Origin of the sequence: Andreprevotia lacus DSM 23236 (assembly GCF_900176275.1) — a bacterium.
Classification (GTDB): Bacteria; Pseudomonadota; Gammaproteobacteria; order Burkholderiales; family Chitinibacteraceae; genus Andreprevotia; species Andreprevotia lacus.
The window spans coordinates 12,651-38,952 of sequence record NZ_FWXD01000009.1 but is presented as its reverse complement, the minus strand read 5'-3'; the positions used below and the strand labels follow the sequence as shown (position 1 = coordinate 38,952).

The following is a 26,302-nucleotide window of genomic DNA, read 5'->3' as shown; positions in this document are numbered from 1 at the left end:
ATATGCCAAAGATGTCAGAGTCTACTTACACCTCTCCGCGTGGCCTGCTTAACGCATTTAATTGCCCTCTCTGTAATGCCTATGCCCAGCAAAGTTGGTACAGCCTGCAAAGGTATTCGGGACATCTCCGGCAAATTTTCGAAGCGGTCTGTGCTCACTGCAAGGAGTCCAGTTATTGGTATGCGGCAGGGCTGTCTGATGAGGAGCGAGAACAAGCGCGAATGGTGATCCCGGACCATTCTGTAGCACCGATGCCACACGACGACCTGCCAGCTGATTGCACATCGGACTTTCTGGAAGCGCGAGCCGTTCTGCATCATTCACCTAGAGCCTCTGCAGCCCTGCTTCGACTAGTTGTGCAGAAGTTATGTGTGCACCTAGGCGAAAGCGGCAACGATATCAACAAGGATATAGGCAAGCTCGTCGCCAAAGGGCTACCTACAACACTACAACAAGCACTGGATGCGGTACGCATCGTCGGTAACTCATCAGTCCATCCAGGCGAAATTGATCTGAACGATACGCCTGAAATTGCCCTTCACCTGTTCACATATGTGAACCTGGTAGTTGAAAAAATGATCGCGGAACCGAAACAACTAGCCAACTTCTACAGCTCACTTCCTGCAGGCAAGCTAGCTGGCGTTGCTCAGCGAGACCAGCCAAAGCCTTCCAAACCGTGAATGCGGGCCAGCATGCTGGCCCATTTTTTCATACCTCGACAACGAATACTTGGACGCCGGCAAAGCGCATGCGCTTTTCCAGCGGCAAGCTTTCGTTGATGGTGGCCTCGTCGACCGCCCACGCGCCGGACTCACGCAGCGGCACGTTGACGGTCATCGCGCCCTCCTCCATGACCGCCAATACCATACGCTCCCGACCATCGCGGGCGCGCAGCGGCATGCGGAAAACATCCGACACCGGGATCAGCACGCCGGCCGGGCCGCGCAGCTCGGCACGAAACGTCAACACGGTGCCTGCCGGGCAGGTCACATCATGCAGGCCATTCAGCAGCACTGCCGCCGCGTGGTCGGCATCCGGCTCGATAGCCACGATGACCAGCTCGGGCAGGTACGCACCGGCGCCGGCTGGTGACACCCATTCGCCCGCTTCATTCAGCCGCCATTGCGGGGCCACCTCGTCCGGCACTTCGACGAATTCGGCAACGAGCAACGCCGGAAAATAAACAGCCGGCTCGCGGCTCACGTCGACTGCGACACCATCAACTACACGTGCAAAGTTCATGCGTTCCCCTATCAATATTCGATGACGATTTCGCCATCACCGCCTGGGCCGCCGATACCGCCACCGTTGACCCCGGATGCGTTGCCCATGCCACCGCCACCACCTGAGCCGGCATTGCCCGCACCGCCGATGGCATTGTTGTTGCCATTCGTCGCCGCAGCAGCAGAGCCGCCACCCTTGTAACCGCCACGGATACCGGCAACAGCCATCGTCGTTGACGCGACACCACCCGCACCGGCGCCACGACCTGGCGCTGTCGCACTGGACGTTGACGGGGCGGCATCACCGCCGCGCCCGGTCATGCCGCCCATGGTCGGGTTTGATACCAGCGTTGTTGCAGGCGGGGTGTCGGCCGTAGTCGGGAATACGCCGGCCGGGATGCCATTGCCACCGGTAGTGGTGTTGTCTGCAGGCGCCGATGAAGTACCTGCGCCACCGGAATAGGCGCAGCTCTTGGAGGTGATATTGCCCCCGGGAATGCCGCCCACCGCACCGCCACCTGTGGCATGAACCGGGTTCGCAGCATCACCGGTGATGGAGATATCGCCACCGCGACCGCCATCCCCCAAAGGCGTACCCGCAGCACCGCCACCCGTTGCCGAGCTTGCGGGCGCGATCGTGAATGCGCCGCTGTCGCCGCCCTTGGTGTTGATATCGCCACCGTACCCCATGCCACCCAATGCACCAGCGACAGGGAGCCCAGTACGTTTGCCGCCCTTGCCGCCAGTGGCATACAGGCTGGTGCCGAATGTGGTCGTGCCGCCATCGCTGCCGTTTGCATCGTTGCCGCCTAGACCAGCAGCCCCGATGTTGTAGTTGATGACGTCACCGGGCTGCACCGGGATTTCTTTCATGGCGCAACCACCACCAGCGCCACCTTGCGCGCCACCGGCAGTCAGTGCCGAGTTGGAGCCACAATGCCACCCAGCACCACCACCGCCTGCCCCGGTTGGGGTCACACGCAAACGATATACACCTGCTGGCACGATGAACTGCCCCGGGCCGGGCTTGTTCAACACCTTGACCACGCCATAGCCGTAGACCAGCGACTGCTGTTGCGGCATGGATCGAATCGAGCGCCCCATATCAGGCCAGCCTTTCCATGGCATAGGCCACGGCGCTGACGTTGGCGGTGCTGGCATAGACGAACACGCGCTCGCCGCCGCTAAGGATGACGGCAGTGCGCTCGATCACGTTGGCGTTGGTGCCGGCCGGGGCGAGCTTGGCATCGTATTCGAGCCAGTCGGCATCTTGCAGAATGGCGCTGGTGCTGACGGCAATGCGCACCAGTGCATCAGTCGCGCCGCAGTTGACCATGTTGATGTTGACCACCTTGACCTTGCCGGCATCCACTGGCTGCCCGAGTTGGGTAATGGTGGCCGCAGCGAGCCGCGCGCGGCCCAGCAATCCGTTTGCCATGAAGAATCCTCACAGTTGGCCGAAGAAATACAGCTCGGCCGAGAGCTGGGCCGAGAGTTGGTTAAGAGCAGTGGTGACCTTCTGATCGACATAGGTTTGACTGGCGATCACGACCGAGGGGTCGAGGGTGAGGCTCACCGCTGCGGTATTGGTGACGGCCAGCACCATGCGCACGTACATCTGCTTGTTGGCGCCGGCGCCGAACACCGGCTTGTAGCTGGACGGGTACTTGCCAATGGCGATCAGCTCGCCCGCCGGGCTGAAAATGCCGACCTCGCGCACCGTGAACGGGCCGGCCGAGTCTGGTAACAACCCCTCGACGATGACGCGGCCCGGGTTGGCGGGATCGACCAGCACCTGATTGACCTGGCCACGCCACACCTCATGCTTGAGCGCGACTTGCGACTCGTCCGGGTTATAGCTGGCGCCGTTGTCGCCATCGCCCACGGCGAATTGCACCAGCTGCAGCGGCTGGCCCGCTGCAATGGCGGCGGCCAAGCGGGCCTTGCCGGTGGTGGTGACGAGTGAATAGAAATCCGGCATGTCATTCCTTGGGGTAAAGCGTGACGATCTCGCCGGCCAGCGTGGTGGCAGCCACGACCGGCACGTCGGATACGACTGTCGTTTCGATCTGCAGCGATGAGAGGTGGCGGCTCACCGGCCTGGCGTCGGCGATCATGCTGTCGAGATCGGCATGCATAGCCTCGGTGATGCCGTTCGCGGTGACGCCCAAGCGCAGCGAGAAAGTGCCGCGCTGCTGGCGCGGGTTGGTCTGCCACCATTCGACAATGGCCAGCAGCTCGGCAATCGGGGCCACCACGCGGCGCACGGCGGCGATGGTGCCCTTGTGCTCATGCACGCCCCACGAGGCGGCGATCACGGCCCGCTTGGTAGCCTCGGGCCAGTTCTCATCCCAGCGATCTACCGAGCGCGCCCATGCCAGCCACGGCAACAGGGCAACCGGGCATGAATCGACGCGCCAGAGATCGCGCAGCGGTATCGGCACCGCGTGCGATGCGCATGCCTGGACAATGGCCCGCTGCAGCGGTGTTGCATTGGGGGGCAGCAGGCTATTCATCGGTGCCCGCCAAGGTGACCGCCATGCTGGTGCAACGGGAGGATTGCACCGGCGAAATCACCAGATCAGCCGCCGGGCTGTCGACCTCGATACGCTGCACACCCGGCACATAGGCCACACCGGTGATGGCCGAGCGGCGGATATCACGCCCCAAGCGCCGCTGTTCGTCGGCGTAGGCGGCCAGCCGCTGGCGCACGGCGGCGAGGATCGGCTCGGACTCCGGCCCCGGAAACAGCCACAGCCGCACCGCGATGCTGTAATCGACAATGACCGCCGACTGCACCGTGACCAGATCACTGATCGGCCGTACATCCTCGGCCGAGAGCGCGGCCGATACGTTGGCCAGCAGATCAGCCGGCGCCGAGCCATTGCCCTGCAGCGACAGCACGGTGACCACCACCTCGCACGGGTTGGGGCTAACCACGCTGACGTCGGAAATCCGCCCATCTGCTGCGCGTGCATAACCGGCATAGGCCGCACGCGGCCCGGCCACGCTCAACCGTTCAAACGCTTCCTGCGCGCGCACGCGCAACGATTCGTCCGATTCCATGACGGCCGGCGTGGGCGGCACGGTCGACGGATCGGCCGGCGTGACCACCAAACGCTGTGTCTTGTTGTTGGCCGCCAGCTGGTCGAGGTCGGCGCCGTATGCTTGGGCCAGCATGACGGCGCGCGCAGCTTCGTTCACGCGCTGGCGCCAGATCATTTCCTGATAGGCGCTGACCTGCAGCAGGATGGCGACCGGCTCGGTTTCCAGTTCGAGTGTTCTGGCCACCTCGGTGCGCTGCTCGGCCGGAACGAGGGAGAGAAACAGCGCCTTGAGGTCGGCATAGATCACCTCATAGCGGATCTCTTCGACCACATCAGGCGGCGGCAAGCGGGAAAAATTGAACAGGTCACTCATGCGGCAAGCCCCCGCAATGGCACCTGCAGCTGCGCGGCCTCGCGGCGCGCGCCGTCGATCCGGTCAAAGTCGAGGTCAACCAGCATCTGCCCGTCAGCTGCACCGCGACGGAAAGCGATGCGCGTTACCGTGATTCGCGGCTCCCAGCGCTGCAGGGCCGACACGATGGCCGCGCGAAGCAACTGCATGCCCACTGCGTTCGACGGTGCATCGATCAGATCGGGCACCAGTGAACCGAAGTCGCGGCGCATCACCCTGCTGCCTATCGACGTGCCGATGATGGTCGCCACAGACTGGGCAATGTGGGGCAGGTCGCGCAGCGTGCGCCCGCTGCCGGCATTCATGCCCGCGCTCATGCTGACGGCCCGCCCGTGTTGCTGGCACCGGCCTGCACGCCGGTGTGCTTGTGGGTGTGCAGCACGATGCCGTTGGATGTGAGATTGCCACCCTGCTGGGTAAGCGGGCCATTGATGACCGATCCGGCGCCGCCATCGCCCCAGCCGGCCAAGCCGGCCAGATAGCTGAGCAGCCCCTTGACGGTGTGCTTGCCGGTGCTGGTGGTCTGCGGTGCATCGAGCTTGATCTCACCCCCTGCACGCAGCGTGATGGTGCCGGCAGCCTCGATCAGCGCCGATTGCACACCGCTGAACTGCAGCGCACCGGTAGCGTGGTTGTAGAGCACCTGGGCGCCATCCGGGTAAACGGTCAGGTGCTCGTCGGGGCTGTGGCTGGGGCTGGGATTGGTGTCGCTGAACAAGCCCAGCAGCACCAGCCCGGCGCCGGTTTCACCCGATGGCGACAGCACAATGCACTGCTCGCCCACCGTGGGCGGGCACCAGCTGCGCGTTGCACCTGCCCTGAAGGTCAGCCAATGCAGCCAGTCGGTTTCCAGCTCGCCGCTTGATACACGGCACACCTCACCGGCATGGTCGACCGCGATCACCACGCCGGTGCGGATGGTGCTTTCGATCCGCCTTGGCAGATCGGAGGGATTGAATGCAGAGGAATTCGTCATGCGGCAATCGTGCCGCGCGCGCGTCGCCGGGTCGCGCGGTGGCTGTTGTGCCGCGCCCGCACACGCCAGTGCTATCGGGCCAGTACGGCGAGTACCTGGTCTTTGATGCGCTCTCGGTCGGCCTTGGTGAAGCCGAGCAGGCCACGGCGTGGCAGCTTGGCGCCGCCGGCCTGATGCTGGCGGGCGATGCCGGCATCGCGCCCGCTGAATCCGACGCTGGCCTCGCTGGCGTTGCCGTTGGCCTTGAGGTGACTGGCCTTGCGCAGCTTGAGGAACACGACACGCGCGATGCGCCCTTTCTTGCGGCGCAGATGCTTGCGGGGCACATAGGGGGTGCCGTCCGGGTTCTTCTGGCTGGCAATGCGCGCGGCCTGACCTTGCCGCAGGGTCGTGGCAATCTGGCGGGAGAGCTTGCGCCGCTCGGCGGGCTGCAGCTTGGCCAGCAAGGTGCCGGCCCAGCCGTGCAGATCGTCGATATCAGCCGCCGGCATGCTGGCGCTCGAAGATGGCGAGCCAATCGCTTTCCACCGGCGGCGGCTCATCAACCGTTTCGGTCTGCCACACACCATCGACCTGGCGGCAGATCACCCGCTCGGTGAGCGGCAGCTCTATGGACAGGTCGGCGCGTTCTTCGTCGATGATATCGGCCTCGAACTGGATGGCATCAGCCCGCCGCTCGCTGTTGTCGAGCAGTTCGGGCTGATTGATGGCCAGCCAGTCGACGATAGCCAGCATGAGCACATCCGGGCTGCCCTGATAGTTCTGCAGGATCAGGTTCAACGTGTACTGGTATTCGTAGCTGCGCGACGGGGTGCCGGTGGAAATCACCCGGCCCTTGTCGATGAACACGAGCAGTTGATCGGGATCGCGTGCCAGCGTGGGGATGGCCAGCAACAGGCGCTGGCGCAGGCTATTCGGCTTTTTCATCGGACAGCGCCAGCTGTTGCCGCAACCATTCCTGCAGCTCGATCAATTGGACTTCGACGGCGCGGCACTGGCGGGCTTCGATGCCGTGTTGTGCTGCAATGTCTGTGAGGACAACAGCGGCGGTGGCCTCATCAGCAGCGCCGGCGGGTTCGGGCAGCTCGCCACGGTTGGCGCCGTTCCACAGCCGGACAAAGCCGACAGGCACAGGAGCAGCGGCATCAGCTTTTGCAGAAACATAGACGGGAACCTCTTTGATGATCGGCTCGGCCGATTCATAGACCACACGCACGCGATCCACGTAGCGGGTCACCGCGCTGGCAGAAATGGCCTGCTGCCGGATGGTGTCATGCGCCACGGCCAGCGACTGGGCGGCGCGCTCGGCATCCCACCGCCCTTGCACATGGCCGGCGCCCTTGACCCAGCCGAAGGCGACCGCAGCAGCGAACAGGCCGGCAATGACCAGCCAGCGCAACACGATGGGCGGCACGATCATTTTCTGTACCAGCCTGCCGCGTTCATGTCGGCCTCGCTGAGCTGGCGCACGTCGCCCATGATGACCATGACCCGGCGCTCGCCCACCACATGGCGCAGTTGGTCGATGAACCTGGGCAGCTCGGCCGGCGGAAATGCGCCCTCGCCCAGCTGCAGCACATCGCCGTCCTGCAGATCGATCTTGCGCACAGCCACCATGACGTCACTCACGCTGCCACCGCCTCGGCCTGGCTGGCGTAGCGCTCGTATGCGCGGGCAAGCTTCACGTCGTAGAGGTTGGCGGCATACGCCGGCCCATTGTAGCCATGGGCAAAGTCAGCCCACTTGCGGGTGCGCAACGCCTTCAACAGCACGGGGTCTGCCGCGATGAAGCGCATAAAACCATCCAGCTGGCCGGCCTCGCTGTCCTGCATGGCGGCCTCGAACTCGGCCGCCGAGGCGTAGCCCAAGCGTTGCCAGTGATAGCCCATGATCTGGAAGGCGCCCCAACTGGCCGCCTCGACGGCCAGATCGGGGTAACCGCTGACCAGCCCGGCATTGGTCAGGCGCTGCCATTCGGCGGCACCACCGGCATAACCACCGCGCTGCGGGTTGATGAGCAGCGGATAACGCGCAGCCAGTGCGGCCACATCGGCGCCAGCCGCCTGCAGCCGCTGATGCATGACGTGACGCTCGAACAAGACTTTGCAGCGGCCATCGGGCAGGAAGCCGGCGCCGGCGCTTTCCACTTCGTTGACGGCACGGATTGCCGCCACGGATACGTCCAGCTTCTCGGCAGCAGCCTGCAGATCGGCAGCGCCCAGCATGCCGGCCGGCTTGCTGCCGGCGGCCAGCACCTGGAGCGTTTTGGGGCCTGCGACGCCATCGACCACCAAGCCAATGCGTTGCTGGTAAGCGGCCACGGCATCGGCCGTGGCATCGCCGAACCAGCCATCGACCACCAGCGAAGCGCCAGCAGCATTCAGCATCTGCTGCAGGCTGGATACGGCCAGCCCGTGGGCGCCCATTTTCAAAGTGTCCATGTTTCTTTCCTCAACAGGCGGGTAATCAGGCTGTCGCTGCCGTCGGACAGGCTGCACAGCTCGACGATGTTGCCGCGCGTGGCCTGCACGGCAAGGCACAACACGACATTCAGAACGAGCTGAGCGGCGCCGACGTAATGCAGCCAGCCAGCAACGGAAAACACGGCAACGGCGCCAGCGGCCACGATGACCAGATACGCCAGTGCGCTGGCGACCGGCCGGTGTGCTGCGCCATCGCGGCTATACAGCAGCAGGCGCACGGCGATCAGGCCGCAGGCGATTGCGTTCAGCAGCTCGATGACGGTCACTTTGGCGCCCTCCAGTCTTTCAGCGCCTGATCCGGGTTGTCGGCCCGACGAATCAGCCACTGCAGGATTTTGACGATGACGGCTGCGGCCACCATGGCACCGATGCCCCGGCTGACTTCCACGGTGCGCGGGATGACCCCCGCAATCAGGCCGGTGACCAGCGAGGCGCACAGGCAGCCCGCACCGAAGCTGATGCAGAAAAAGACGACTTTCTTGAGGCGGGTCAGCTCGTCCGAGGCGAGCACGAACACCACGGCGCCGGCAAATGCGCCCCATACGACGGCCGGGTCTACCCCCGGCACCAGCGAAAGCAATGCCGGAATGCCCAAACTGGCGCTGGCGGCGGTGGTACTGATTGGTTCAGCCATTTCTCAATCCCATAGTTGAATGACGGCGCGTTGCGCCTGTGGTGCCTGATCAGGCAGCTGGATGACCTGGCCCAGCGGCAGTACCGCGCCCAGCTCAGCCACGCCCCGATTGGCTGCCAACACCTGTTCGGTGATGCCGGCCGTGCGGCCGAAATAGCGCTGACAAATCATGTCCAGCGTGTCGCCCTGTTTGGCGTAAACCTGCATCAGATCAGCTCGATGGCGCAGCGGCTGCGGCCCAGCAGGTCACAGATTGCAAAACGGCCATCGCGGCGCAGGTCATCGACTGATTCATCGAGCTGGTCAGCACGCTTGTTGCCGGCGCCGGTGCTATCGACGTCGCGGAAACGCTCGACCAGATTTGCCTTGGCAATGCAGTAGACAGCGCGGCGGTAGCGGTAGAGCTGGATGCTTTCGCCGTCGACCTGCTCGGCCGGTACGGCTGCCAGTGTGGTAACGCCCACCGCCTCGCGCCCGTTGCGGTACGCCCGCAGATCGTGGTTCACGCTGACCATCGCCTCGATCAGCGCGTGTTTAAGGCGTGCATCCGGCGCGGTGTCGCTCACCCGCATCACATCCCGGGCGTCATCCATCGAAATGTCAGGCCAGAACCCGCTATTGGGAATCGTGGCGCCGGTTGCTGGCGGGATACCGCCGGTTGCTACAAATCCGTTCATCGTTTCACCTGGAGGCGGTGGGCGGGGCTTTGAGTCGGCAAGCCGCTCGCCACCCCGCGCCGCCTTGCTGCGGGAGTCGCCCGGTTAGTCGGTTTATACCGACGTGTTCTTGATATCGCGCTCGATGCGCTTGATGTCGTCTTTCACGCCCACCCGGTCATGCAGCCGCAATGCCTGCTGCAGGTGGTTGAGCGCTTCCGGCTTGTTGTCCGGCTCCAGCGCGTAGGCAATCGCCTTGTGCAGCTTGGCCTTGACCTCATCCGGCATGTCTTGCTCGTCGACCAGCGCAAGGACGTCCAGCAACAGCGGCGCGTCGATGGCCTCACCGTCACCGCGCGCCGAGAAAGCGGCCCCGGCGAACTCTTCGGCAATGAGGGTTGCGGTGGTGCGGCTGTATTGATCCGGCATGGTCAGGCCGTGTGCGATGGCATAGCGCGCGATGGCCAGCGCGCCGGCGGTATCGCCGGTGTCGATGCGCCATACCATCACCGTCATCAACACATCGTCCTGAGCGCCACGACCGCCGGAGAGCACGCCCTCGACATAGGGGTCATACTCGACCAGCAGCTCGCGCTTGATCTCGACCTTGCGGGCGATGGATTGCACCTGCTTGAGCCGGCGCTTGTGGCCATCGAGCTGGGCGAGCATCAGCTCGTAACCGGTCGCGCCCTGCATCGGGCTGCCGGCCGAGGCTTTGGCGGCCTCAAGCGCGGCGGTAGTACGCTGGAAATGCGCTTTTGCCGGGCTGGTCATCAATGCACCTGCGGCAGCATCTGGATGTTTTCGATCATGCAGCCGGCTTCATAAGCTTCGACGACATAGGCATCGTTGGCGCTCTGATAGTCGGCAACCTGGTCGTAATCCGGCTCTTCGCGCATGTTGCGGCGGCGGGCGCCTTCCTGGGTGTACAGCGACAGGTTGGCCAGCTTGGTAATCAGGATCGTGCCGTCGGGGAAGAACGGCACGGTCACAGCCGCCTTGCCACCCACGCGCTTGTTGCTGACGATCATGTCGAGCGCCTGTTGCTCGGTCGGCGCATTGGTCTTGTTGATGAGCGGGAAATACTTGTCGGCCAACAGGTCGTCACTCATCACCACCACGAGATCGGGATCTTTGCGGAACTGCGGCTCGATCATGTTGTTGACGGCATCGAACACCAACGCGTCGAGGTTTTCATAGTCGCCGCCCGGGCCGACCGTGACCTTGCCGGCCACCTTGGTGCCATGGTTCATGACGCGCTGCGGGGCTTCCGTGCGGTACTTCTGCAGCCAGCCGATATTGACGTCCTGCAGCAGCGGATTTGCGACGCGATCTGTTTGCAGGGCAACGGTGACGCCGTTGAAACCGATCATGATGCGATCCAGTGCCTGCTGTTTGACGATGGCATTGCGCAGGCGGGTCTGAAAGTCGGGGAACCGTGCCCACATGTCGAGCTGTTCGTAACTGAATGCTGTGTCGAAATTGGTCTGGACGCAGCGATAGCGGCCGCTGCTCATGTCTGCGACGTTGCGCGGGCGGCGCGGATTGAGCTTGGTATTGGTGCGGCCGGCGATGGTGCCAATGACGCCCAGACCCAGCTTTTCGCTTTCCTGCTCCACCACGATGGGCATGTTGATCTTGGTGAGGAACTCGCTCGACAGCTGGATTTTGTTTTCCAGCGTCTGCTGTACGCTCGGCGCAACGGTAAAGGATTTGGTGGCGTCGGCGATACCGTTGAGGCTGGCCAACTGCGCGACGAATGCGTTAAAGGCAAGGCGCGTTTCATTCTTCATTGAAGTGCTCCGGGTTATATGGGTGCTTAGCAGTCGGTGACGATGCCGCTGTTGCCGCCACTGGCAACCGGGCGGGGCTTGCCTGCCTCGGTACTGTTCAGCTGGGTGACGAAGGCGTCGAATTCCTTGCGCAGTTCACCCAGATCGGTTTCGACCTGGCCAACTTGCTGCGGGATGGCAGCAAACCCGGCGATCTGCCCGGCTTGGTCGCGCTGGTTTTGCGCCAGCAGGGTGACGGCCTCGCCGACGTCGGCAAAGCGGGCGTCATCAGCAGCGGTTTTCTTGCTGAACCGGCCCAGCAGCTCGCTCACCTTGGTGAAAAGCTGAATACCGGTGCCGGCGCCGCTTTCTTCCTCGAACTCGATCGCGGTTTCCAGACCCAGTGAGTAGAGGTGGCCCTCGTCGAGTGCGTAGCGGCCGGTGGCACCAGCGCGGAATTGCAGCATTTGCGTGCCGAGGCTGGCCGGGTCATCGGTGACAGCCAGCCCCATCAGGTATGCCTGGCCGGTCTGGGCGAAATTCGGCTCGATCTCGATGGAGCTGTAAATCTTCTGGCGCGCGGTGGTCATGCTGACCAGCTCGTCAGTGGGGTCGATCACGGCATAGAGGGCCAGCTTGCCATTGAGCGGGCCACCCTTGATCTCTTCGGCCGTGAGGGCCAGCACATCACCGAAGCGCTTGAACGGGCTATCCGGCAGCACCGATTTAAAGTGCTCCAGATTCACGCGAGCGCCGCGCACCTCGGGATCATAGGTTGCCGCCATCTGCTGGATGAACAGGCGCGAAATCTCGCGGCCATCGCAGGTTGCGCCCTCGACGGCAACGCGAAATTTCTTGGACTTGGGGTTTTGCTTTGTGGCCATGCTGGCAGCTCTCTGCGGTTGCGCAAGTGATAGCTGCATGGTCGTGACATTGCGGGGTGCCGGGCAATCGCGGGCTGTTGTGCCACCCGCCGGCACGCAGCGGGCCGACTGCCCGCGCGCGTGGGGCACCCCATCATCTGGGCATGACGACAATAGCCGAACCGATCATCGAATCAGACCCGCGCCGACAGGCTCGCGGGTTGTACTGGCAGGGGTTCAGCATCGCGCAGATTGCCGAGCTGACCCAGACCCCGCGCGGCACGCTGGATAGCTGGAAGAAGCGCGACCGCTGGGACGATGCCGCCCCCATAGACCGGGTGGATTTTGCCCTTGAGGCACGGCTGACCCAGCTCATCATGAAGGAGAGCAAGACCGGGGGTGACTTCAAGGAAATCGACTTGCTGGGCCGGCAGATTGAGCGAGTGGCGAGGGTACGCCGATATAGCGGCGGCGGCAGTGAAACCGATCTCAACCCGAACATCGCGGCGCGCAATGCCGGGCCAAAGCAGAAGCCGGCACGCAACGTGTTCGACGAGGATCAGGGCGAAAAGCTGGTCGATGCGTTCCGCGATTCGCTGTTCGACTATCAGCGCGCGTGGTTCGACAACGCCAACCAGCGCACCCGCATGATTCTGAAATCCCGCCAGATCGGAGCGACCTGGTACTTCGCCCGTGAGGCGCTGGTCGATGCGATCCAGACCGGGCGGAATCAGATTTTTCTATCCGCTTCCAAATCGCAGGCGCACGTTTTCAAGCAGTACATCATTCAGTTTGCCCGCGAAGCCGCCGGCGTTGACCTGACCGGCGACCCCATCGTTTTGGACAACGGTGCGCACCTGTATTTCCTTGGCACCAATGCCCGCACGGCGCAGGGCTATCACGGCAATTTCTACTTCGACGAATTCTTCTGGACGAACAAGTTTACCGAGCTGAACAAGGTGGCATCGGGGATGGCGCTGCACAAGCAGTGGCGCAAGACCTATTTCTCGACGCCTTCGAGCATCACCCATGAAGCCTACCCGTTCTGGAACGGCGACCAGTTCAACAAGCGCCGGGCCAAGCGGGAACAAGCCACTTTCAATGTGACGCCCCAGTTTCTGGCCAACGGTGTGCACTGCGCCGACAAGATTTGGCGGCAGGTGGTCACGATTCTGGATGCCGAGCGCGGCGGGTGCGATCTGTTCGACATCGAGGAACTGCGGGCCTACGAATACAGCCCGGATGAGTTCGACAACCTGCTGATGTGCAATTTCATCGACGACACCGCGTCGGTGTTTCCGCTGGCGCTGCTGCAGCGCGGCATGGTCGATGCATGGGACGTATGGAGCGACTTCAAGCCGTTTGCCGGGCGCCCGTTTGGTGAGCGGCCGGTATGGCTGGGCTACGACCCGTCGCTGACCGGTGATAGCGCCGGGCTGGTGGTGCTGGCGCCGCCGCTGGTGCCTGGCGGCAAGTTTCGTGCGCTGGAAAAGCACCAGTGGCGCGGCATGGATTTTCAGGCGCAGGCCGAGGCCATCCGGGCCATCTGCCGGCGCTACAACGTGGCCTACATCGGTATTGATGCGACCGGGATCGGCCAAGGCGTTTACCAGTTGGTGCGGCAGTTCTTCCCGGGCACCGAGCAGATCAGCTACTCGCCCGAAGTAAAGGGGCGGCTGGTGCTCAAAGCGTATGACGTCATCAGCAAGGGCCGCCTTGAGTTCGATGCCGGGTGGTCTGACCTGGCGCAAGCGTTCATGGCGATCCGCAAAACGATGACTGCCAGCGGCCGGCAGGTGACCTATGAAGCCGGGCGCGATGAATCCGGGCATGCCGACCTTGCTTGGGCTTGCATGCATGCGCTGTTGCATGAGCCGCTTGAGGGCGCGACGGCGACCAACCAAAGTTTCATGGAGATGTGTTGATGGAAAGGATGACGAATTACCCGCTAAGCCAAGATGAGCCGCCGCCGGTCGGGGCTGGCGGTGGTCTGGAAATGTTCACCTTTGGCGACCCCGAGGCGGTGCTCGACCGGCGCGGCATCCTCGATTACCTGGAGTGCATGAGCAACGGGCGCTGGTACGAACCGCCGTTGTCGCTCGACGGGCTGGCCAAGAGCTTTCGCGCGACGCCGCACCACAGCTCGCCGATCTACGTGAAACGCAACGTGCTGGTGAGCAGCTACATCCCCCACCCGCTGCTGCCGCGCGGCGAATTCGCGCGCGCTGCGCTGGATTACATCGTGTTCGGCAATGCCTACCTTGAACGGCGCCGGGCCGTGACCGGGCGAACGATCAGCATGAAATGCTCGCTGGCCAAATACACGCGCCGGGGCGTTGACCTGGATCGTTACTTTTACGTGCCCAATGGGCGGGACGAGCACGAGTTCGAGCGCGGCGAGGTGTTCCACCTGATGGAGCACGATATCGATCAAGAGGTGTACGGGCTGCCGGAATACCTCAGCGCGCTCAACTCTGCCTGGCTGAACGAGTCGGCCACGCTGTTTCGTCGCCGGTACTACAAGAACGGCAACCATGCGGGCTTCATTCTGTACATGACCGACACGGTGCAGAACAACGACGATATCGACAACATGCGCACCGCCTTGAAAAACTCCAAGGGGCCGGGCAACTTCCGCAACCTGCTGGTGTATGCCCCGGGCGGCAAGAAGGACGGTATCCAGCTGATCCCCATCAGCGAGGTGGCGGCCAAGGACGAGTTCTTGAACATCAAGAACACCACCCGCGACGACCAGCTCGCCGCGCATCGCGTGCCGCCCGTGCTGATGGGCATCATCCCGACGAACACCGGCGGCTTTGGCTCGCCGGCCGCAGCAGCGGATGTATTCAACCGCAACGAGATTGCCCCGCTGCAAGCGCGCTTCATGGAGCTGAATGACTGGCTGGGCGAAGAGGTCATCCGCTTCAAGCCTTATGCCTTGGCAGACACACCCACCGGCTGACCTGGCCGCCCCAACGAAAACGGCGAGCATGCATGGCTCGCCGTTTTGCTTTGTGGCTCTCTCATACCTCGATCAGCAGCGCAGCGCGGCCATGCCAAACCGTAAGAAATAAGCCATTTTTGCGAAAAATCGTAAGATTCGCCGCCGCGCGGTCGCAGTCGTCTCCCCTCCACGCCTGCCCGCTAAATGGGATGCTTTTCATGCGGTCAGGCGGCCCGGAGAAATCCAGCAAGCACGCAGGCTAGGCGACCGATTCTCCGCACCAGAAAATCACGCAGAATCTTGCAGAGTCATGCAGTTTCCATGCAGGCCCGGGAAGGCTTCACACGCGGCCCAAAACTTGGGGCATTTTCTGCAAACCACGCGCATGAAAAAGCCCGGCAATGCCGGGCTGTTTTCGGATTTTTGTTGCAAGTTGCAACAAAAAAATATTCGCGCAAGTTGTTTCGTCAGGAAAAACTGCGCTAAGTCACTGATTATACAGTGGTGCCCCGAGCCGGGGTCGAACCGGCACAACCGAAGTCGAGGGATTTTAAGTCCCTTGTGTCTACCAATTTCACCATCGGGGCAGGGGTGCGCATTCTAGCAGCTTGCACCAGCGGCGGCGAACCTGTTCACGATCTCGGCGAGAGGCTGCTTAGCGGGGTGAAGCGCAGCGCAGAAACCGGAATGTACTCTGGTACATGAGGATTTCGAGCGGCACATGATCCCCGATCAGCCCCTCGCAGCCAGATCGTGGGCAGGTTTAACGGCCGCGAGCCAGCCAGGGCGGCGGCAGGCCTTGCGTGGCCCAGTGCTGCTCCAGCCGCTGCCAGACTTCGTCTTTTTCCGCCGTGCTCATGGCCACCCAGTTGGCGACCTCAAAGAAAGTACGGCCGCAACCCCGGCAAATATCGTCACCCAGTGCAGTGGAGCAGATGGCAACGCAGGGGGAATCGGGGCGGGAATTGGCTGACATGGGCAGGAATACAACATGCTGATTGCAAAGCCGGAATCCTACCGGGCTGCGCGTTTGCTGGCGAGCGCCGACCGGCGGGCGGGTGTCATCAAATCGACTTTGATTTGTCGTGGAAGCGTCACACAGCTGGGCTACGTTACAGCGAGTTGACCACCACGAGACAGGCATGAGCGAAGACACGCCACTCAAGTTCCGCAGTATCTGGATTTCCGACGTTCACCTGGGCACCTCGGGCTGCCAGGCGGACTATCTGCTCGATTTTCTCAAGCATACCGACTGTGAGTACCTTTATCTGGTCGGCGACATCATTGACGGCTGGGCGCTCAAGCGCAACTGGTACTGGAAGCAAAGCCACAACGACGTGATCCAGAAGGTGCTGCGCAAGGCGCGCAAGGGCACGCACGTGACCTATGTGCCGGGCAATCACGACGAAGGCGCACGGCAGTTCCTGGGCCTGATGTTCGGTGATATCCGCATCGAGGACGAAGTGATCCACACCACCGCCGACGGCCGCCGCTTCCTGGTGCTGCACGGCGACAAATTCGACGGCGTGGTGCAGTGCGCCAAATGGCTGGCCATCGTCGGCGACCGGCTGTACGGCTTCACCCTCAAGCTCAACCACTGGTTCAACCGCGCCCGCGCCCGGCTGGGGCTGGGCTACTGGTCGCTGTCGCAATACCTCAAGCTGAAAGTGAAAACCGCCGTGAGCTTCGTCGGCAAGTTCGAGGAGGCCGTGGCGGCCGAGGCACGCCACCTCAATCTGGATGGCGTGATCTGTGGCCACATCCACAAGGCCGAGATGCGCGACATCGGCGGCATTCTCTATTGCAACGACGGAGACTGGGTGGAAAGCCTGACCGCGCTGGTGGAACACGCCAGCGGCGAGCTGGAAATCGTCACCTGGCAGAAGTTCTATACCGAGCAGCAGACCGTTCCGGCTGCCGCGACACCAACCGCTACCAACCCCGTGGGAATTGCCGCATGAAAATCCTGATCGTGACCGATGCCTGGGAACCGCAAGTCAACGGCGTGGTACGCACGCTCAAGCAAACACGTGCCGAGCTGGAAAAGCTCGGTCACGCGGTAGACCTGATCAGCCCCAAGGAATTCAAGACCTTCCCCTGCCCCACTTATCCGGAAATCCGGCTGTCGTGGCGGCCGGGCAGAAAAATTGCCGCACGCATCGAAACCTTCAAGCCCGATGCCATCCACATTGCCACCGAAGGCCCATTGGGCCTGGCTGCGCGCAAGTATTGCCTCAAGAACAAGCTCCCGTTCACCACCGCGTATCACTCGCGCTTTCCGGAATACGTGCAGCTGCGCTTTGGCATTCCGCTGTCGTGGACCTACAAGTGGCTGGCCAATTTCCACAACGCAGCCGAAGCCGTGATGGCGCCGACCAAGGTGGTGGTGCGTGATCTGGAAGCGCGCGGCTTCAAGAAGGTGGTGATGTGGTCGCGCGGCGTCGATCTCGATCTGTTCAAGCCGGGCGGCCGCGAAAAACTGCAGACGCGCCGCCCCATCTTCGTCTACGTCGGCCGCGTGGCGGTGGAAAAGAACGTCGAAGCCTTTCTTGAACTCGATCTGCCCGGTTCCAAATGGGTATGTGGCGATGGCCCGGCCGCTGCCGCGCTGCGTACCAAGTACCCGAACGTGAGCTGGCTGGGCGTACTGAGCCAGCCCGAACTGGCCGAGGTCTACAACTCGGCCGACGTGTTCGTGTTCCCCAGCAAGACAGATACCTTCGGTCTGGTGCTGCTGGAGGCCATGGCCTGCGGCTGCCCGGTGGCAGCCTACCCGGTCACCGGGCCGATCGACGTGATCGGCGAAGACGGCCCGGGCGCGCTCAAGCACGACCTGCAGCAAGCCTGCATCGACGCACTGAAAATCGACCGCGAGGAAGTACGCCGCTTTGCCGAGCGTTACTCGTGGGCGGCGGCCAGCCGCCAGTTCCTTGACCATCTGCATCCGTTTACCCCAGATGGGCAACAGGAATTGCGCGCACTGCAGAGCGATGCCGCCTGGCAAGCCGGCGAATGATGCCAGGGGGCGCAAGCCCCCTTAGCGGCTACAAGCCCAGCGCGCTCAAGCCTGGATGGTCATCGGGGCGCCGACCCTGCGGCCAGTGGAACAGGCGGTCGGCGTCGCTGATGGGCAGGTCGTTGATGCTGGCGAAGCGTTGCTGCATCAAGCCTTGCGCGTCGAATTCCCAGTTTTCATTGCCGTACGAGCGATACCATTGCCCGGCATCATCGTGCCACTCATAGGCAAAACGCACCGCAATGCGGTGGCCGTCAAAAGCCCACAACTCTTTGATCAGCCGATACTCGTGCTCACGCTGCCATTTGCGGGTGAGGAAGGTGACGATTTCTGTCCGGCCACGCGGAAACTCATGGCGGTTGCGCCATTGGCTGTCTTCGGTATACGCCAGCGCGACGCGTTGCGGATCACGCGAGTTCCAGCCGTCTTCGGCCAGCCGCACCTTCTGCACGGCTGTTTCAAACGAAAAGGGTGGCAAAGGGGGACGAAGGGTAGTCATACAGCGCTCCTGATCAGAAACAATGTGGCAGCTCACGCTACCTGAGGAAGGATGCCCGGCATGGCCACGTAGCCATCCAGTGCTTCAATGCGCGCCAGCCAGCCGCAAATGGCCGGAAAACGGGCCAGCTCCACCAGCCCCTCGGGGGCTAACGCCACATAGGGGTAGAGCGCAATATCGGCGATGCTCAACTGCTCGCTTGCCAGCCAGCTTGACGTTTGCAGCCGGCTCTCCAGCATGTCCAGCAGTTGCCGGGTCAATGCCTCGGCCTCAGCCTGAGGCACAGGGCGTCCCCATTTGTGCAGCAAGCGCAACGCAGCAGGCCCGCGACTGACTTCACTGTTGGCAACCGAAAGCCAGGCGATCACGTTTGCCAGCGCCGCCGGCGCTTCGGGCAACCAGTGCAGCGCGTGCGCACCGCCATAGCGGCGGGCGAGGTAGACCAGAATTGCCTGGCTGTCGCGCAGTACGACGTCGCCATCGACCAGCACCGGCACCTGGCCGAGCGGGTTCATCGCCAGAAAGGTTGCCGTCTTGTGTTGCTTCGCCGCGCCATCGACCGCGATGCGCTCGTAGGGCACCCCCAGCAGCGATAACAACAGGCGCACCTTGTGGCAATTGCCCGACAAGGCAAATTCATACAGTTTGATCATCACGTCTCCTCCTCCCCGACGGGCCATTGTTCATGTCGACTTCCGCCGTCTGGCGGAATGCGTTACAGATCCAGCTCGAGGCGCGGCCCGCGCGCCCGGGATACGCAGATGCACATCAACCCGGCGCGCTCGCGTTCGTTACGGCTGAGCGCACTGTCCCTGTGTTCGACTTTGCCGGCGAGCACCTTCACGGCACAGGTACCGCAATTGCCCACACCGCAGTCGGACAAGACGTCCACGCCGGCCGCCTGCACCGCCATCAGCACCGTCTGATCCGCCGCAACGGGAATAACACGCTGCGAGCGGCGCAATACCACCTCGAATGCCCTATCCTGCCCGCTGGTGACGGCGGCAAAACGCTCGAAATGAATGCGCTCGTCCACAATCCCAAGCTGAGCTGCGGCACCACGCACGGCGTCGATCAGGCCGGCAGGACCACACACGTAAATGCCGGGTGTATCGGGAACGGCGGCCAGGACATTGCCCAGCGCCATGCGCGCGCCCTCCTCACTGAAGTAGCAGCGGATCCGCTCGCCCAGATCACGCTGCAAGCGATCACCGTAGGCCATCTCGCGGCGGCTGCGCGCCGCATAATGCAACTGGAATGGCCGTCCCTGCGCCAGCAGCGTCTGCGCCATCGCCTTGATCGGCGTAATGCCGATGCCACCGGCAATCAGGATGAGCGGGGCCGCTTCATCAGTTTGTTCGGCCAAGCTGAAATCGTTTTGCGGCAGTGCGCAGCGCAACGTCATGCCCAGCTGATAGTGCTCGTGCACGAACCGCGAACCGCCCTCGCCATCGTCATGGCGCAACACGGCGACTTCGTAAATGTCGCGCCGCGCCGGATTCGAAGCGATTGAATAGTGGCGCAGACCTGGCTGGCCATTGCCCAGCAACACCGGCAGCTTGAGGTGTGCGCCAGCGCTGACCTCGGGCAATGCCAGCCCGTCCGGGTGGCGCAGCTCATACGCACGGATGCGAGGCGTCAGCTGGCGGATGCCGCTGATCACCAGCGCCAGCTCACCCTCCCCCAGGCTGGTCAGCGGTGCTGGCGCTGCCCGCGCCTTGCTGGCAGCAAGTTCAGCCTGCAGCGGCGCCAGCAGTTGTTCGATATCCGCATCGGTATAGCGCGGGGTGATGTGCTGCGGACAATTCCAGTCCCACGCTTCGACCCGGATGACCATGGCGCGCTCGATGCGAGCGCGATAGGCCGGGCTTTCCAGCGCGGCAATCAGTGCGGGGGCATCGATCTCGTGCACGATCTGTACCCGCCCCCAGATTTTCAGGCGGCGGCGATTGGGATAATCCATCAGGATCAACGACACCCGGTCGTTCGCCTGCAAATTGCCCACCGACAGGTACTGCATGTTGCCGCGGAAATCGGCAAAGCCCAGCGTGTGCGCATCCAGCACCTTCAAAAAGCCGGCCGGGCCGCCACGATGTTGCACATAGGGCCATCCATCCTCATTGACCGTGGCCATGTAAAAACTGTCACGCTCGGCAATGAACTCGGCCTCACGCCCGGTCAACGCGCTGCGGCTGTCTTCCGCCAGCTCGAAACCCAGATTGCTTTCGCGGCTGTGGTAACGCGTCTGTGCAGCCTTGACGCTGTCGGTGAAGGTAATGGCGGCAAAAGCGCGGGGCATGGTGCTTCTCCTGCTGAGCGGCGCGGGCCGCAACGGTACTGACGTCAGTCTGCGCCACATGCGGCCCGGATAGAATGACTGCGCAGATCAATTGATCATTTCAGTTTTTGAAATAGAAAAAATTGAAGGCTGGCGAATCAGCCTACCCGGCCCCGGAACACTGGACGAATTCGGTACCGCCACTCAGGTCAGCGCCACCTTGGGAAAATCGATCTCCACGCGGCTGGCTTTACCCAGGATGTTGGTGAGCAGGTTCATGCCCACATGCGTGATGATCTCGACAAGGTCGGCCTCGGTGAAGCCGGCATTGCGCGCCTCGATCAACTCGGCGGTGGTGATTTCGCCCTTGTGCTCGGCCAGCGATCGCGCCAGCTTCACCGCGATGGCGGCCTTGGCGTCCTGGCTGGAGCCGGCGCGATTGGCAGCGATCTCGTCGCCATTCAACCCGGCACCCTTGCCGATGGCGGAATGCGCTGACAGGCAGTATTCGCAGGAATTTTGCTGGGCCAGCGCCAGTGCAATGCGCTCGCGGGTTTGCACATCCAGGCTGCCTTCGCGGGCAATGCCATGCAGGCCCAGAAAGGCGCGCAGCGCCGCAGGCGAGTGGGCAAACACTTTCAGGAAGTTCGGCACGATGCCCAGTTGGGCGTGAATCGCATCAAATAACGCTTGTTGTTCGGCGGTGGCAGTTTCGGTGGTGACAAGAGGGATGCGGCTCATGATTTATCCTTTATTTTCAATCGGTTCACTCGGTGCCGAGCGAATGAGCGCATTCTGCTAAAATCCACTTGAAAGAAGAATCCATATAAAACACAATAAATCATTGCGAATTTTGGAATAATTTGATGAGCCGCTTTCACCAGATGACGGTCTATGTGGCCGTGGCCGAAACCGAGAGTTTTTCTGCTGCTGCACGCAAACTGGCGTTGTCACCGCCGGCCGTGACCCGCGCCGTGGCCGCGCTGGAAGAGGAACTGGGCGTCAAGCTGCTGATCCGCACCACGCGCCACGTGCGGGTGACCGATGCCGGCCAGCGCTACCTGGATGACGCACGGCGGATCCTGGCCGAGCTGCAGGAAGCCGACGAGGCCGCCGCCGGGCTGAACGCCGAGCCACGCGGCCATCTGGCCATCACCGCACCGGTGTTGTTTGGGCAATTGTTCGTGATGCCCAACGTGGTGCGCTTTCTGCAGCGCTATCCAGCCGTGGATGTCTCGGCCCTGTTTCTCGACCGCGTGGTGAACATGCTGGAAGAAGGAGTGGACGTAGGCATCCGCATCGGCAATCTGCAGGACAGCGCCATGCGCGCCATCCGGGTGGGCAGGGTGCGCCGCGTGCTGTGCGCATCACCGGACTACCTTGCGCAACACGGCATTCCGCACACGCCAGACGATCTGCAACGCCACCAGATCGTTGCCGCAACCAACACGGCCCAGACCGTGGAATGGAAATTCGGCGACGGTGACCGCAGCCAGTCGCAGCGCCTCAAACCGCGGCTGACCGTCACCAGCAATGACGGCGCCATCGCCGCAGTACGCGCCGGCGCGGGCATCACGCGCCTGCTCTCCTACCAGGTTGCCGCGCTACTGCAGAGCGGCGAGCTGAAAACCGTGCTGAGCGAATTCGAGGGCGCCCCCATCCCCATCCACATCGTGCATCGCGAGGGCAGGCACGGTTCAGCCAAGGTTCGTTCGTTTGTCGACTTCATGGCGGAGGCATTGAAAAGCGACGGGGCGCTGAACTGAGCATAATCCGCAGCCACTGCGTGGTCGGCAGTGTTTGGCCCTCCCCCGAAAGCAGCGCGCTTCTGGAAAACAAGCAGCCCTGCCAACCCTGCCATACCGCAGGCGCGTTGTACTTTGTAATCGCGGCAAGGCAGCGGGGCTCAGGCACAATGGTGAGGTCGGTCTGTGCCGTCCAGCAAACGAACCGCTCATGCTCTCCATCACCCCTGCCGCCCTGCTCGCCATGCTGGTGTTCAGCGTTGTCGGCTTTGTGGCATTCCGTTACGGCAAGAAGCAGATGCTGTGGCAGCCCATGGTCATCGGCATCCTGCTGATGGTGTATCCCTACTTCGTCGAGCAAACCTGGCTGCTGTACCTGATCGGCATTGCGCTGTGCGCCGGACTGTATTTCTTCCGCGACTGACGCGCACCGGGAGATCGTCAGACCTCATCTTGAAACCCGCCTCAACATGCCCACCTGATGGCTATCCACAGGAGATGTCATGTTTAATTTTCTGCAGCGCTACCGGCGCGACCGCTTTCTGGCCAGCCAACCCATCCCCGATGCCATCTGGGATCGCATCCTGGCCCTGCCGCTGTTCATCGGCCTGACCCTGGCCGAACAAGCCGGCCTACGCCAGCATGCCGCATGGTTTCTGCACGAGAAAACCATCACCCTCATCGACGGGCTGGAACTGAGTGACGAGCAGCGCGTGCTGCTGGCTGCGCAGGCCGTGTTGCCCATTTTGCACCTGGGTTTTGATGCTTATGACGACTGGCACGAGGTCATCGTCTACCCCGGTCATTTCCGCGCACGGGACCGCTACACCGATCACTTTGGCCTGGTGCACGAGCGCGAGCAGATCCTGGCCGGGCAGGCGCGCCCCGGTGGCGCGGTGCTGCTGTCGTGGGCCGATGCCGAAGCCTCGGCCTGGCTGGATGGCTGGAACGTGGTCATCCACGAATTCGCCCACAAGCTCGATCAACGCAACGGCGCAGCCAATGGCGACCCGCCGCTGCACAAGGGCATGAGCGCCGATGCCTGGAAACGCGCCTTCAGCAACGCCTACAACCATCTGGTGTGGCTGGCCGAACGCAATGAATACAGCCCCATAGACCTGTATGCCGCAGAAAATCCGGCCGAGTGTTTTGCCGTGTTCTCCGAATATTTCTTCGAGACCCCGCACGCGATTGCCGATCACTACCCCGCGGTGTACGAACAACTGCGTCAGTTCTACAAGCAAGACCCGCTGCAGCGCCTGCCGCGCGTACGCTACCGCCCGGCCTACGAGCCGGTGAGCTACGGCCCTGTGTATGTGCCCTATCAGGACATGTGGGTATGACCGGCCTGATCAGCAACGGCAGCGCCGCGGCCGAAGTACTGGCCAACCGCTTCGGCCTGCCGCTGCAGGAGGCACCGCCGGCACAGGGGCACTATCTGGTGTGGGAAAACGGCATGCTGGCCTTGGCCGAGGCGGGCGACAAGGCGCGCGTCAGCGTCGATTTCGTCGCTGGTGCGCAAGCACACCGTCGCAAGTTCGGCGGCGGGCTGGGGCAACCGGTGGCACGTGCGGTCGGGCTCAAGCAGGGCCAGCCGCTGACGGTGCTGGATGCCACCGCCGGCCAGGGGCGCGATGCTTTTGTGCTGGCCAGCCTGGGCGCCACGGTCACGCTGCTGGAACGCTCTGCCGTGGCCTGTGCGCTGCTGGCCGATGGTCTGGCACGTGCTGCAGCCGATGAGGCCACCGCGCCGATTGCTGCCCGCATGCAGCTCGTTCACGCCGATGCACTGCAATGGCTGCGGGGCTGTGCGCAGCAGTTCGAGGTGGTTTTTCTGGATCCGATGTTTCCCGAGCCGGGCAAGCGCGCCAAATCCAAAAAGGACATGGCCGCATTCCAGACCCTGATCGGCGGCGATGTGGATGCCGACGGGCTGCTGGCCCCGGCACGCCGGCTGGCCACGCGCCGCGTGGTGGTCAAGCGGCCGCGCATTGCGCCGTGGCTGAACCAGCAGAAGCCCGATTTCGATTATCCGGGCGAAAGCACCCGCTTTGACGCATATTTGCCACGTTGCGACTAAGCAACAGCGCGCCGGTCGGGTAAAGACCGGCGCTTTTGGCTACTATGAGGCTTGGTGCCGAGACATGAAAAAAGCCATGTCCAAGCGGACATGGCTTTTTATTTGGCTCCCCGACCTGGGCTCGAACCAGGGACACACGGATTAACAGTCCGTTGCTCTACCGACTGAGCTATCGGGGAATAGAGACTTTTTCTGCTGCTTTCAAACAAAAGGGACTGCTTTGCAGCCCCTTTGGAATTGGGTGGCTCCCCGACCTGGGCTCGAACCAGGGACACACGGATTAACAGTCCGTTGCTCTACCGACTGAGCTATCGGGGAACCGATGAGCTGCGTATAATAGGCAGCCGCCGGGACGGTGTCAAGGCCAACTCTTAAAAAATGGTGATGGGCTAATGCGAAAAACAAAAATAGTGCTGTCGGTTCTGCTGTTCCTGTTGTTGGCCGTGGCATTGGGGCCACTGGCGTTGCCATCGAGCTTCTATGAAGAACGCCTTGGCCCCGTGTTGCAGCGCATGACGCACGGCAATGTCAAAGCAGGGCAGATCAATTTTGAATATACACCGGCCCCCGCGCTGATCATTCGCAACGTCGTGCTGGATAGCGACCCCGCCGTTGGCCAGATCGAGCGCATCGTTGTGCCTGTCAATGCCTACAACGTGTTCAACTGGGGCAAGGCGCTGCGCAATGTCACCATTGAGGGAGGGCACTTCAGCCCCACCTATGCACTCAGCCTGCCGCAACGCCTCAAACCCGAAGCTGACACCCCGCGCATGGCCGACTTGGGGCTCGTCAACTGTAGCGTTGCTGTCGGCAAGCGCGATCTGGGTCCGGCGAGTGGCAAAATCAGCTTCGACAAAGCCGGTGCCCTGGCCGAAGTCATGCTGTCGGATCAGGAAAACCGTCTGGAACTGCATATCGAGCCCAAGGATGCTGTGTTCGCGCTGACGCTGAATGCACGCAACTGGGAGCTGCCGTTCGGCTATCCGATCAAGTTCGATGGCTTGCTGCTCAAGGGCATCGCCAACAGCGCCGGCATCGTGATCGAGGACATCCGTGGCGATCTGTACAGCGGCATCGTCACCGGCAATGCACAGGTGAGCTGGGGCAGCGAAGGCTGGCAATTGTCCGGCGTGGTGCGCACCAACGGCCTGCAGTCGGAACCGCTGAGCATGGTATTCAGTAATTCCACGCACATTTCCGGCCGCATGGTCGGCGAGGCCAAGTTTGCTTATCACGCAGTGGATTATCCGCAACTGTTCGACTCCCCTGCCATTGATGCCACCTTGCAGTTCAAGGACGGCCTCGTGCACAACCTGGATCTGGTCTCCCCGCTCAAATCACAAGGCGGTAACTACGGCGGCGGCCAGACCCGTTTCGACACACTGAATACACTGCTGCAGGTTCGCCCCGGCACCGTGCAGTTCAACAAGATAGCCATTGAGGGCGGCAAGTTCCGCGCCAATGGCAGCCTGGCCATTGGCAAGGAACGCAAGCTCAATGGCGGCTTTGCCGCACAGGTCAGCAGCGGCTCGCTGGTGGTATCCAACCAGATGCAGGTGGGTGGAGAGCTGAGCCGACCACAGGTGCGCACCGGCGCAGCTTATCGCCCGCGCGGCGGCGAGGCATCGATGGCCAGCCCCCAGGAAACAGCCCCGCAGTAAACCCGCCTCACGT

General features: G+C 62.6%; 36 protein-coding genes and 3 tRNA genes. 11 read left to right on the top strand and 28 right to left on the bottom strand.

Annotated features, from left to right (window positions below; all coding sequences use genetic code 11):
* Positions 1-11: 11 nt before the first annotated feature.
* Entirely contained in the window at positions 12-680 is a 669-nt protein-coding gene (locus B9A19_RS08935) for a DUF4145 domain-containing protein (protein WP_084090448.1), read from the top strand.
* Positions 681-708: 28 nt separating this feature from the next.
* On the opposite strand, the gene B9A19_RS08930 is transcribed toward B9A19_RS08935, so the two are convergent.
* The 20 genes from B9A19_RS08930 to B9A19_RS08835 form a co-directional block, all read right to left on the bottom strand.
* The gene (locus B9A19_RS08930; protein WP_084090447.1) at positions 709-1,242 is read right to left on the bottom strand and encodes a hypothetical protein; all 534 of its coding nucleotides are present in this window, start codon (positions 1,240-1,242) and stop codon (positions 709-711) included.
* 11 nt (positions 1,243-1,253) lie between these two features.
* Positions 1,254-2,306, bottom strand: coding sequence for a hypothetical protein (locus B9A19_RS08925; RefSeq protein WP_084090446.1), 1,053 nt, complete (start codon positions 2,304-2,306; stop codon positions 1,254-1,256).
* A 22-nt stretch (positions 2,307-2,328) separates the two neighbouring features.
* Positions 2,329-2,661: a hypothetical protein gene (locus tag B9A19_RS08920; RefSeq protein ID WP_139798750.1), complete on the bottom strand. Its 333-nt coding sequence runs from the start codon at positions 2,659-2,661 to the stop codon at positions 2,329-2,331.
* 9 nt (positions 2,662-2,670) lie between these two features.
* Entirely contained in the window at positions 2,671-3,204 is a 534-nt protein-coding gene (locus tag B9A19_RS08915; protein WP_084090444.1) for a phage tail protein, read from the bottom strand.
* Between the two features lies 1 nt (position 3,205).
* Entirely contained in the window at positions 3,206-3,739 is a 534-nt protein-coding gene (locus B9A19_RS08910) for a phage tail protein I (RefSeq protein WP_084090443.1), read from the bottom strand.
* Entirely contained in the window at positions 3,732-4,643 is a 912-nt protein-coding gene (locus B9A19_RS08905) for a baseplate assembly protein (protein ID WP_084090442.1), read from the bottom strand. The genes B9A19_RS08910 and B9A19_RS08905 overlap by 8 nt, the downstream gene beginning before the upstream one ends.
* On the bottom strand, positions 4,640-4,987 hold the full coding sequence (locus B9A19_RS08900; RefSeq protein WP_245804312.1) for a GPW/gp25 family protein: 348 nt from the start codon (positions 4,985-4,987) through the stop codon (positions 4,640-4,642). The genes B9A19_RS08905 and B9A19_RS08900 overlap by 4 nt, the downstream gene beginning before the upstream one ends.
* Positions 4,988-4,995: 8 nt before the next feature.
* On the bottom strand, positions 4,996-5,658 hold the full coding sequence (locus B9A19_RS08895) for a phage baseplate assembly protein V (protein WP_084090440.1): 663 nt from the start codon (positions 5,656-5,658) through the stop codon (positions 4,996-4,998).
* 71 nt (positions 5,659-5,729) lie between these two features.
* Positions 5,730-6,149 carry a phage virion morphogenesis protein gene (locus tag B9A19_RS08890; protein ID WP_084090439.1) on the bottom strand — a complete coding sequence of 140 codons (420 nt, stop codon included), beginning with the start codon at positions 6,147-6,149 and terminating at the stop codon, positions 5,730-5,732.
* On the bottom strand, positions 6,136-6,585 hold the full coding sequence (locus tag B9A19_RS08885) for a phage tail protein (RefSeq protein ID WP_084090438.1): 450 nt from the start codon (positions 6,583-6,585) through the stop codon (positions 6,136-6,138). The genes B9A19_RS08890 and B9A19_RS08885 overlap by 14 nt, the downstream gene beginning before the upstream one ends.
* Complete coding sequence (locus B9A19_RS22535; RefSeq protein ID WP_084090437.1) at positions 6,569-7,078, bottom strand: hypothetical protein; 510 nt, start codon at positions 7,076-7,078, stop codon at positions 6,569-6,571. Before B9A19_RS22535 ends, B9A19_RS08885 begins: the two co-directional genes overlap by 17 nt.
* Positions 7,075-7,287, bottom strand: a complete 213-nt coding sequence (locus B9A19_RS08875) for a hypothetical protein (RefSeq protein ID WP_139798748.1) — start codon at positions 7,285-7,287, stop codon at positions 7,075-7,077. The genes B9A19_RS22535 and B9A19_RS08875 overlap by 4 nt, the downstream gene beginning before the upstream one ends.
* Entirely contained in the window at positions 7,284-8,099 is an 816-nt protein-coding gene (locus B9A19_RS08870; protein ID WP_084090435.1) for an N-acetylmuramidase domain-containing protein, read from the bottom strand. The genes B9A19_RS08875 and B9A19_RS08870 overlap by 4 nt, the downstream gene beginning before the upstream one ends.
* The gene (locus B9A19_RS08865) at positions 8,087-8,407 is read right to left on the bottom strand and encodes a phage holin family protein (protein WP_084090434.1); all 321 of its coding nucleotides are present in this window, start codon (positions 8,405-8,407) and stop codon (positions 8,087-8,089) included. The genes B9A19_RS08870 and B9A19_RS08865 overlap by 13 nt, the downstream gene beginning before the upstream one ends.
* Positions 8,404-8,775, bottom strand: a complete 372-nt coding sequence (locus B9A19_RS08860) for a phage holin family protein (RefSeq protein ID WP_084090433.1) — start codon at positions 8,773-8,775, stop codon at positions 8,404-8,406. The genes B9A19_RS08865 and B9A19_RS08860 overlap by 4 nt, the downstream gene beginning before the upstream one ends.
* A 3-nt stretch (positions 8,776-8,778) precedes the next feature.
* Complete coding sequence (locus B9A19_RS08855; RefSeq protein ID WP_084090432.1) at positions 8,779-8,982, bottom strand: tail protein X; 204 nt, start codon at positions 8,980-8,982, stop codon at positions 8,779-8,781.
* Positions 8,982-9,452 (bottom strand): head completion/stabilization protein, encoded by a 471-nt coding sequence (locus B9A19_RS08850; protein ID WP_084090431.1) that lies wholly within the window; start codon positions 9,450-9,452, stop codon positions 8,982-8,984. Before B9A19_RS08850 ends, B9A19_RS08855 begins: the two co-directional genes overlap by 1 nt.
* Before the next feature lie 93 nt (positions 9,453-9,545).
* Positions 9,546-10,205 (bottom strand): phage terminase small subunit, encoded by a 660-nt coding sequence (locus B9A19_RS08845; RefSeq protein WP_084090430.1) that lies wholly within the window; start codon positions 10,203-10,205, stop codon positions 9,546-9,548.
* Complete coding sequence (locus B9A19_RS08840; RefSeq protein ID WP_084090429.1) at positions 10,205-11,224, bottom strand: phage major capsid protein, P2 family; 1,020 nt, start codon at positions 11,222-11,224, stop codon at positions 10,205-10,207. Before B9A19_RS08840 ends, B9A19_RS08845 begins: the two co-directional genes overlap by 1 nt.
* Positions 11,225-11,250: 26 nt before the next feature.
* A complete protein-coding gene (locus tag B9A19_RS08835; RefSeq protein ID WP_084090428.1) occupies positions 11,251-12,087 on the bottom strand; it encodes a GPO family capsid scaffolding protein in 837 nt (278 codons plus the stop codon).
* A 143-nt stretch (positions 12,088-12,230) separates the two neighbouring features.
* Between B9A19_RS08835 and B9A19_RS08830 the strand changes: the two genes are divergently transcribed.
* The 3 genes from B9A19_RS08830 to B9A19_RS22530 all read left to right on the top strand — a co-directional run bounded on the left by B9A19_RS08830 (position 12,231) and on the right by B9A19_RS22530 (position 15,496).
* Positions 12,231-13,991 carry a terminase ATPase subunit family protein gene (locus tag B9A19_RS08830; protein ID WP_084090427.1) on the top strand — a complete coding sequence of 587 codons (1,761 nt, stop codon included), beginning with the start codon at positions 12,231-12,233 and terminating at the stop codon, positions 13,989-13,991.
* A complete protein-coding gene (locus B9A19_RS08825; protein WP_084090426.1) occupies positions 13,991-15,028 on the top strand; it encodes a phage portal protein in 1,038 nt (345 codons plus the stop codon). The genes B9A19_RS08830 and B9A19_RS08825 overlap by 1 nt, the downstream gene beginning before the upstream one ends.
* Positions 15,029-15,331: 303 nt before the next feature.
* Positions 15,332-15,496, top strand: coding sequence for a hypothetical protein (locus tag B9A19_RS22530; RefSeq protein WP_176216860.1), 165 nt, complete (start codon positions 15,332-15,334; stop codon positions 15,494-15,496).
* A gap of 16 nt (positions 15,497-15,512) precedes the next feature.
* On the opposite strand, the gene B9A19_RS08820 is transcribed toward B9A19_RS22530, so the two are convergent.
* Positions 15,513-15,597, bottom strand: a tRNA-Leu gene (locus B9A19_RS08820).
* Positions 15,598-15,773: 176 nt separating this feature from the next.
* Positions 15,774-15,986 (bottom strand): DUF1289 domain-containing protein, encoded by a 213-nt coding sequence (locus B9A19_RS08815; RefSeq protein ID WP_084090425.1) that lies wholly within the window; start codon positions 15,984-15,986, stop codon positions 15,774-15,776.
* A gap of 166 nt (positions 15,987-16,152) precedes the next feature.
* Here B9A19_RS08815 and B9A19_RS08810 point away from each other — a divergent pair, with 166 nt between their 5' ends.
* Together B9A19_RS08810 and B9A19_RS08805 are read left to right on the top strand one after the other, a co-directional pair.
* Positions 16,153-16,971: a UDP-2,3-diacylglucosamine diphosphatase gene (locus B9A19_RS08810; RefSeq protein ID WP_084090424.1), complete on the top strand. Its 819-nt coding sequence runs from the start codon at positions 16,153-16,155 to the stop codon at positions 16,969-16,971.
* Complete coding sequence (locus B9A19_RS08805; protein ID WP_084090423.1) at positions 16,968-18,026, top strand: glycosyltransferase family 4 protein; 1,059 nt, start codon at positions 16,968-16,970, stop codon at positions 18,024-18,026. Before B9A19_RS08810 ends, B9A19_RS08805 begins: the two co-directional genes overlap by 4 nt.
* Positions 18,027-18,054: 28 nt before the next feature.
* Here the strand turns inward: B9A19_RS08805 and B9A19_RS08800 are convergent, their stop codons facing one another.
* From B9A19_RS08800 to B9A19_RS08785, 4 genes are all read right to left on the bottom strand, one after another.
* Positions 18,055-18,525 (bottom strand): nuclear transport factor 2 family protein, encoded by a 471-nt coding sequence (locus tag B9A19_RS08800; RefSeq protein ID WP_084090422.1) that lies wholly within the window; start codon positions 18,523-18,525, stop codon positions 18,055-18,057.
* Positions 18,526-18,557: 32 nt separating this feature from the next.
* Positions 18,558-19,178, bottom strand: coding sequence for a glutathione S-transferase family protein (locus B9A19_RS08795; RefSeq protein WP_084090421.1), 621 nt, complete (start codon positions 19,176-19,178; stop codon positions 18,558-18,560).
* Between the two features lie 62 nt (positions 19,179-19,240).
* Positions 19,241-20,824: a 2Fe-2S iron-sulfur cluster-binding protein gene (locus B9A19_RS08790; RefSeq protein WP_084090420.1), complete on the bottom strand. Its 1,584-nt coding sequence runs from the start codon at positions 20,822-20,824 to the stop codon at positions 19,241-19,243.
* Positions 20,825-21,007: 183 nt separating this feature from the next.
* Positions 21,008-21,544 (bottom strand): carboxymuconolactone decarboxylase family protein, encoded by a 537-nt coding sequence (locus tag B9A19_RS08785; RefSeq protein ID WP_084090419.1) that lies wholly within the window; start codon positions 21,542-21,544, stop codon positions 21,008-21,010.
* Between the two features lie 125 nt (positions 21,545-21,669).
* Between B9A19_RS08785 and B9A19_RS08780 the strand changes: the two genes are divergently transcribed.
* The 4 genes from B9A19_RS08780 (at position 21,670) to B9A19_RS08765 (ending at position 24,628) form a co-directional block, all read left to right on the top strand.
* Positions 21,670-22,569 carry a LysR family transcriptional regulator gene (locus B9A19_RS08780; protein ID WP_084090418.1) on the top strand — a complete coding sequence of 300 codons (900 nt, stop codon included), beginning with the start codon at positions 21,670-21,672 and terminating at the stop codon, positions 22,567-22,569.
* A 190-nt stretch (positions 22,570-22,759) separates the two neighbouring features.
* Complete coding sequence (locus B9A19_RS08775; protein ID WP_084090417.1) at positions 22,760-22,972, top strand: hypothetical protein; 213 nt, start codon at positions 22,760-22,762, stop codon at positions 22,970-22,972.
* 79 nt (positions 22,973-23,051) lie between these two features.
* Positions 23,052-23,891 carry a M90 family metallopeptidase gene (locus B9A19_RS08770; RefSeq protein WP_084090416.1) on the top strand — a complete coding sequence of 280 codons (840 nt, stop codon included), beginning with the start codon at positions 23,052-23,054 and terminating at the stop codon, positions 23,889-23,891.
* Positions 23,888-24,628 (top strand): class I SAM-dependent methyltransferase, encoded by a 741-nt coding sequence (locus tag B9A19_RS08765; RefSeq protein WP_084090415.1) that lies wholly within the window; start codon positions 23,888-23,890, stop codon positions 24,626-24,628. Before B9A19_RS08770 ends, B9A19_RS08765 begins: the two co-directional genes overlap by 4 nt.
* Before the next feature lie 103 nt (positions 24,629-24,731).
* Here B9A19_RS08765 and B9A19_RS08760 read toward each other — a convergent pair.
* Positions 24,732-24,807, bottom strand: a tRNA-Asn gene (locus tag B9A19_RS08760).
* Between the two features lie 63 nt (positions 24,808-24,870).
* Positions 24,871-24,946: transfer RNA gene (locus B9A19_RS08755), tRNA-Asn, on the bottom strand.
* Positions 24,947-25,038: 92 nt separating this feature from the next.
* Here B9A19_RS08755 and B9A19_RS08750 point away from each other — a divergent pair.
* Positions 25,039-26,289, top strand: coding sequence for a hypothetical protein (locus B9A19_RS08750; RefSeq protein WP_084090414.1), 1,251 nt, complete (start codon positions 25,039-25,041; stop codon positions 26,287-26,289).
* Positions 26,290-26,302: the final 13 nt, after the last annotated feature.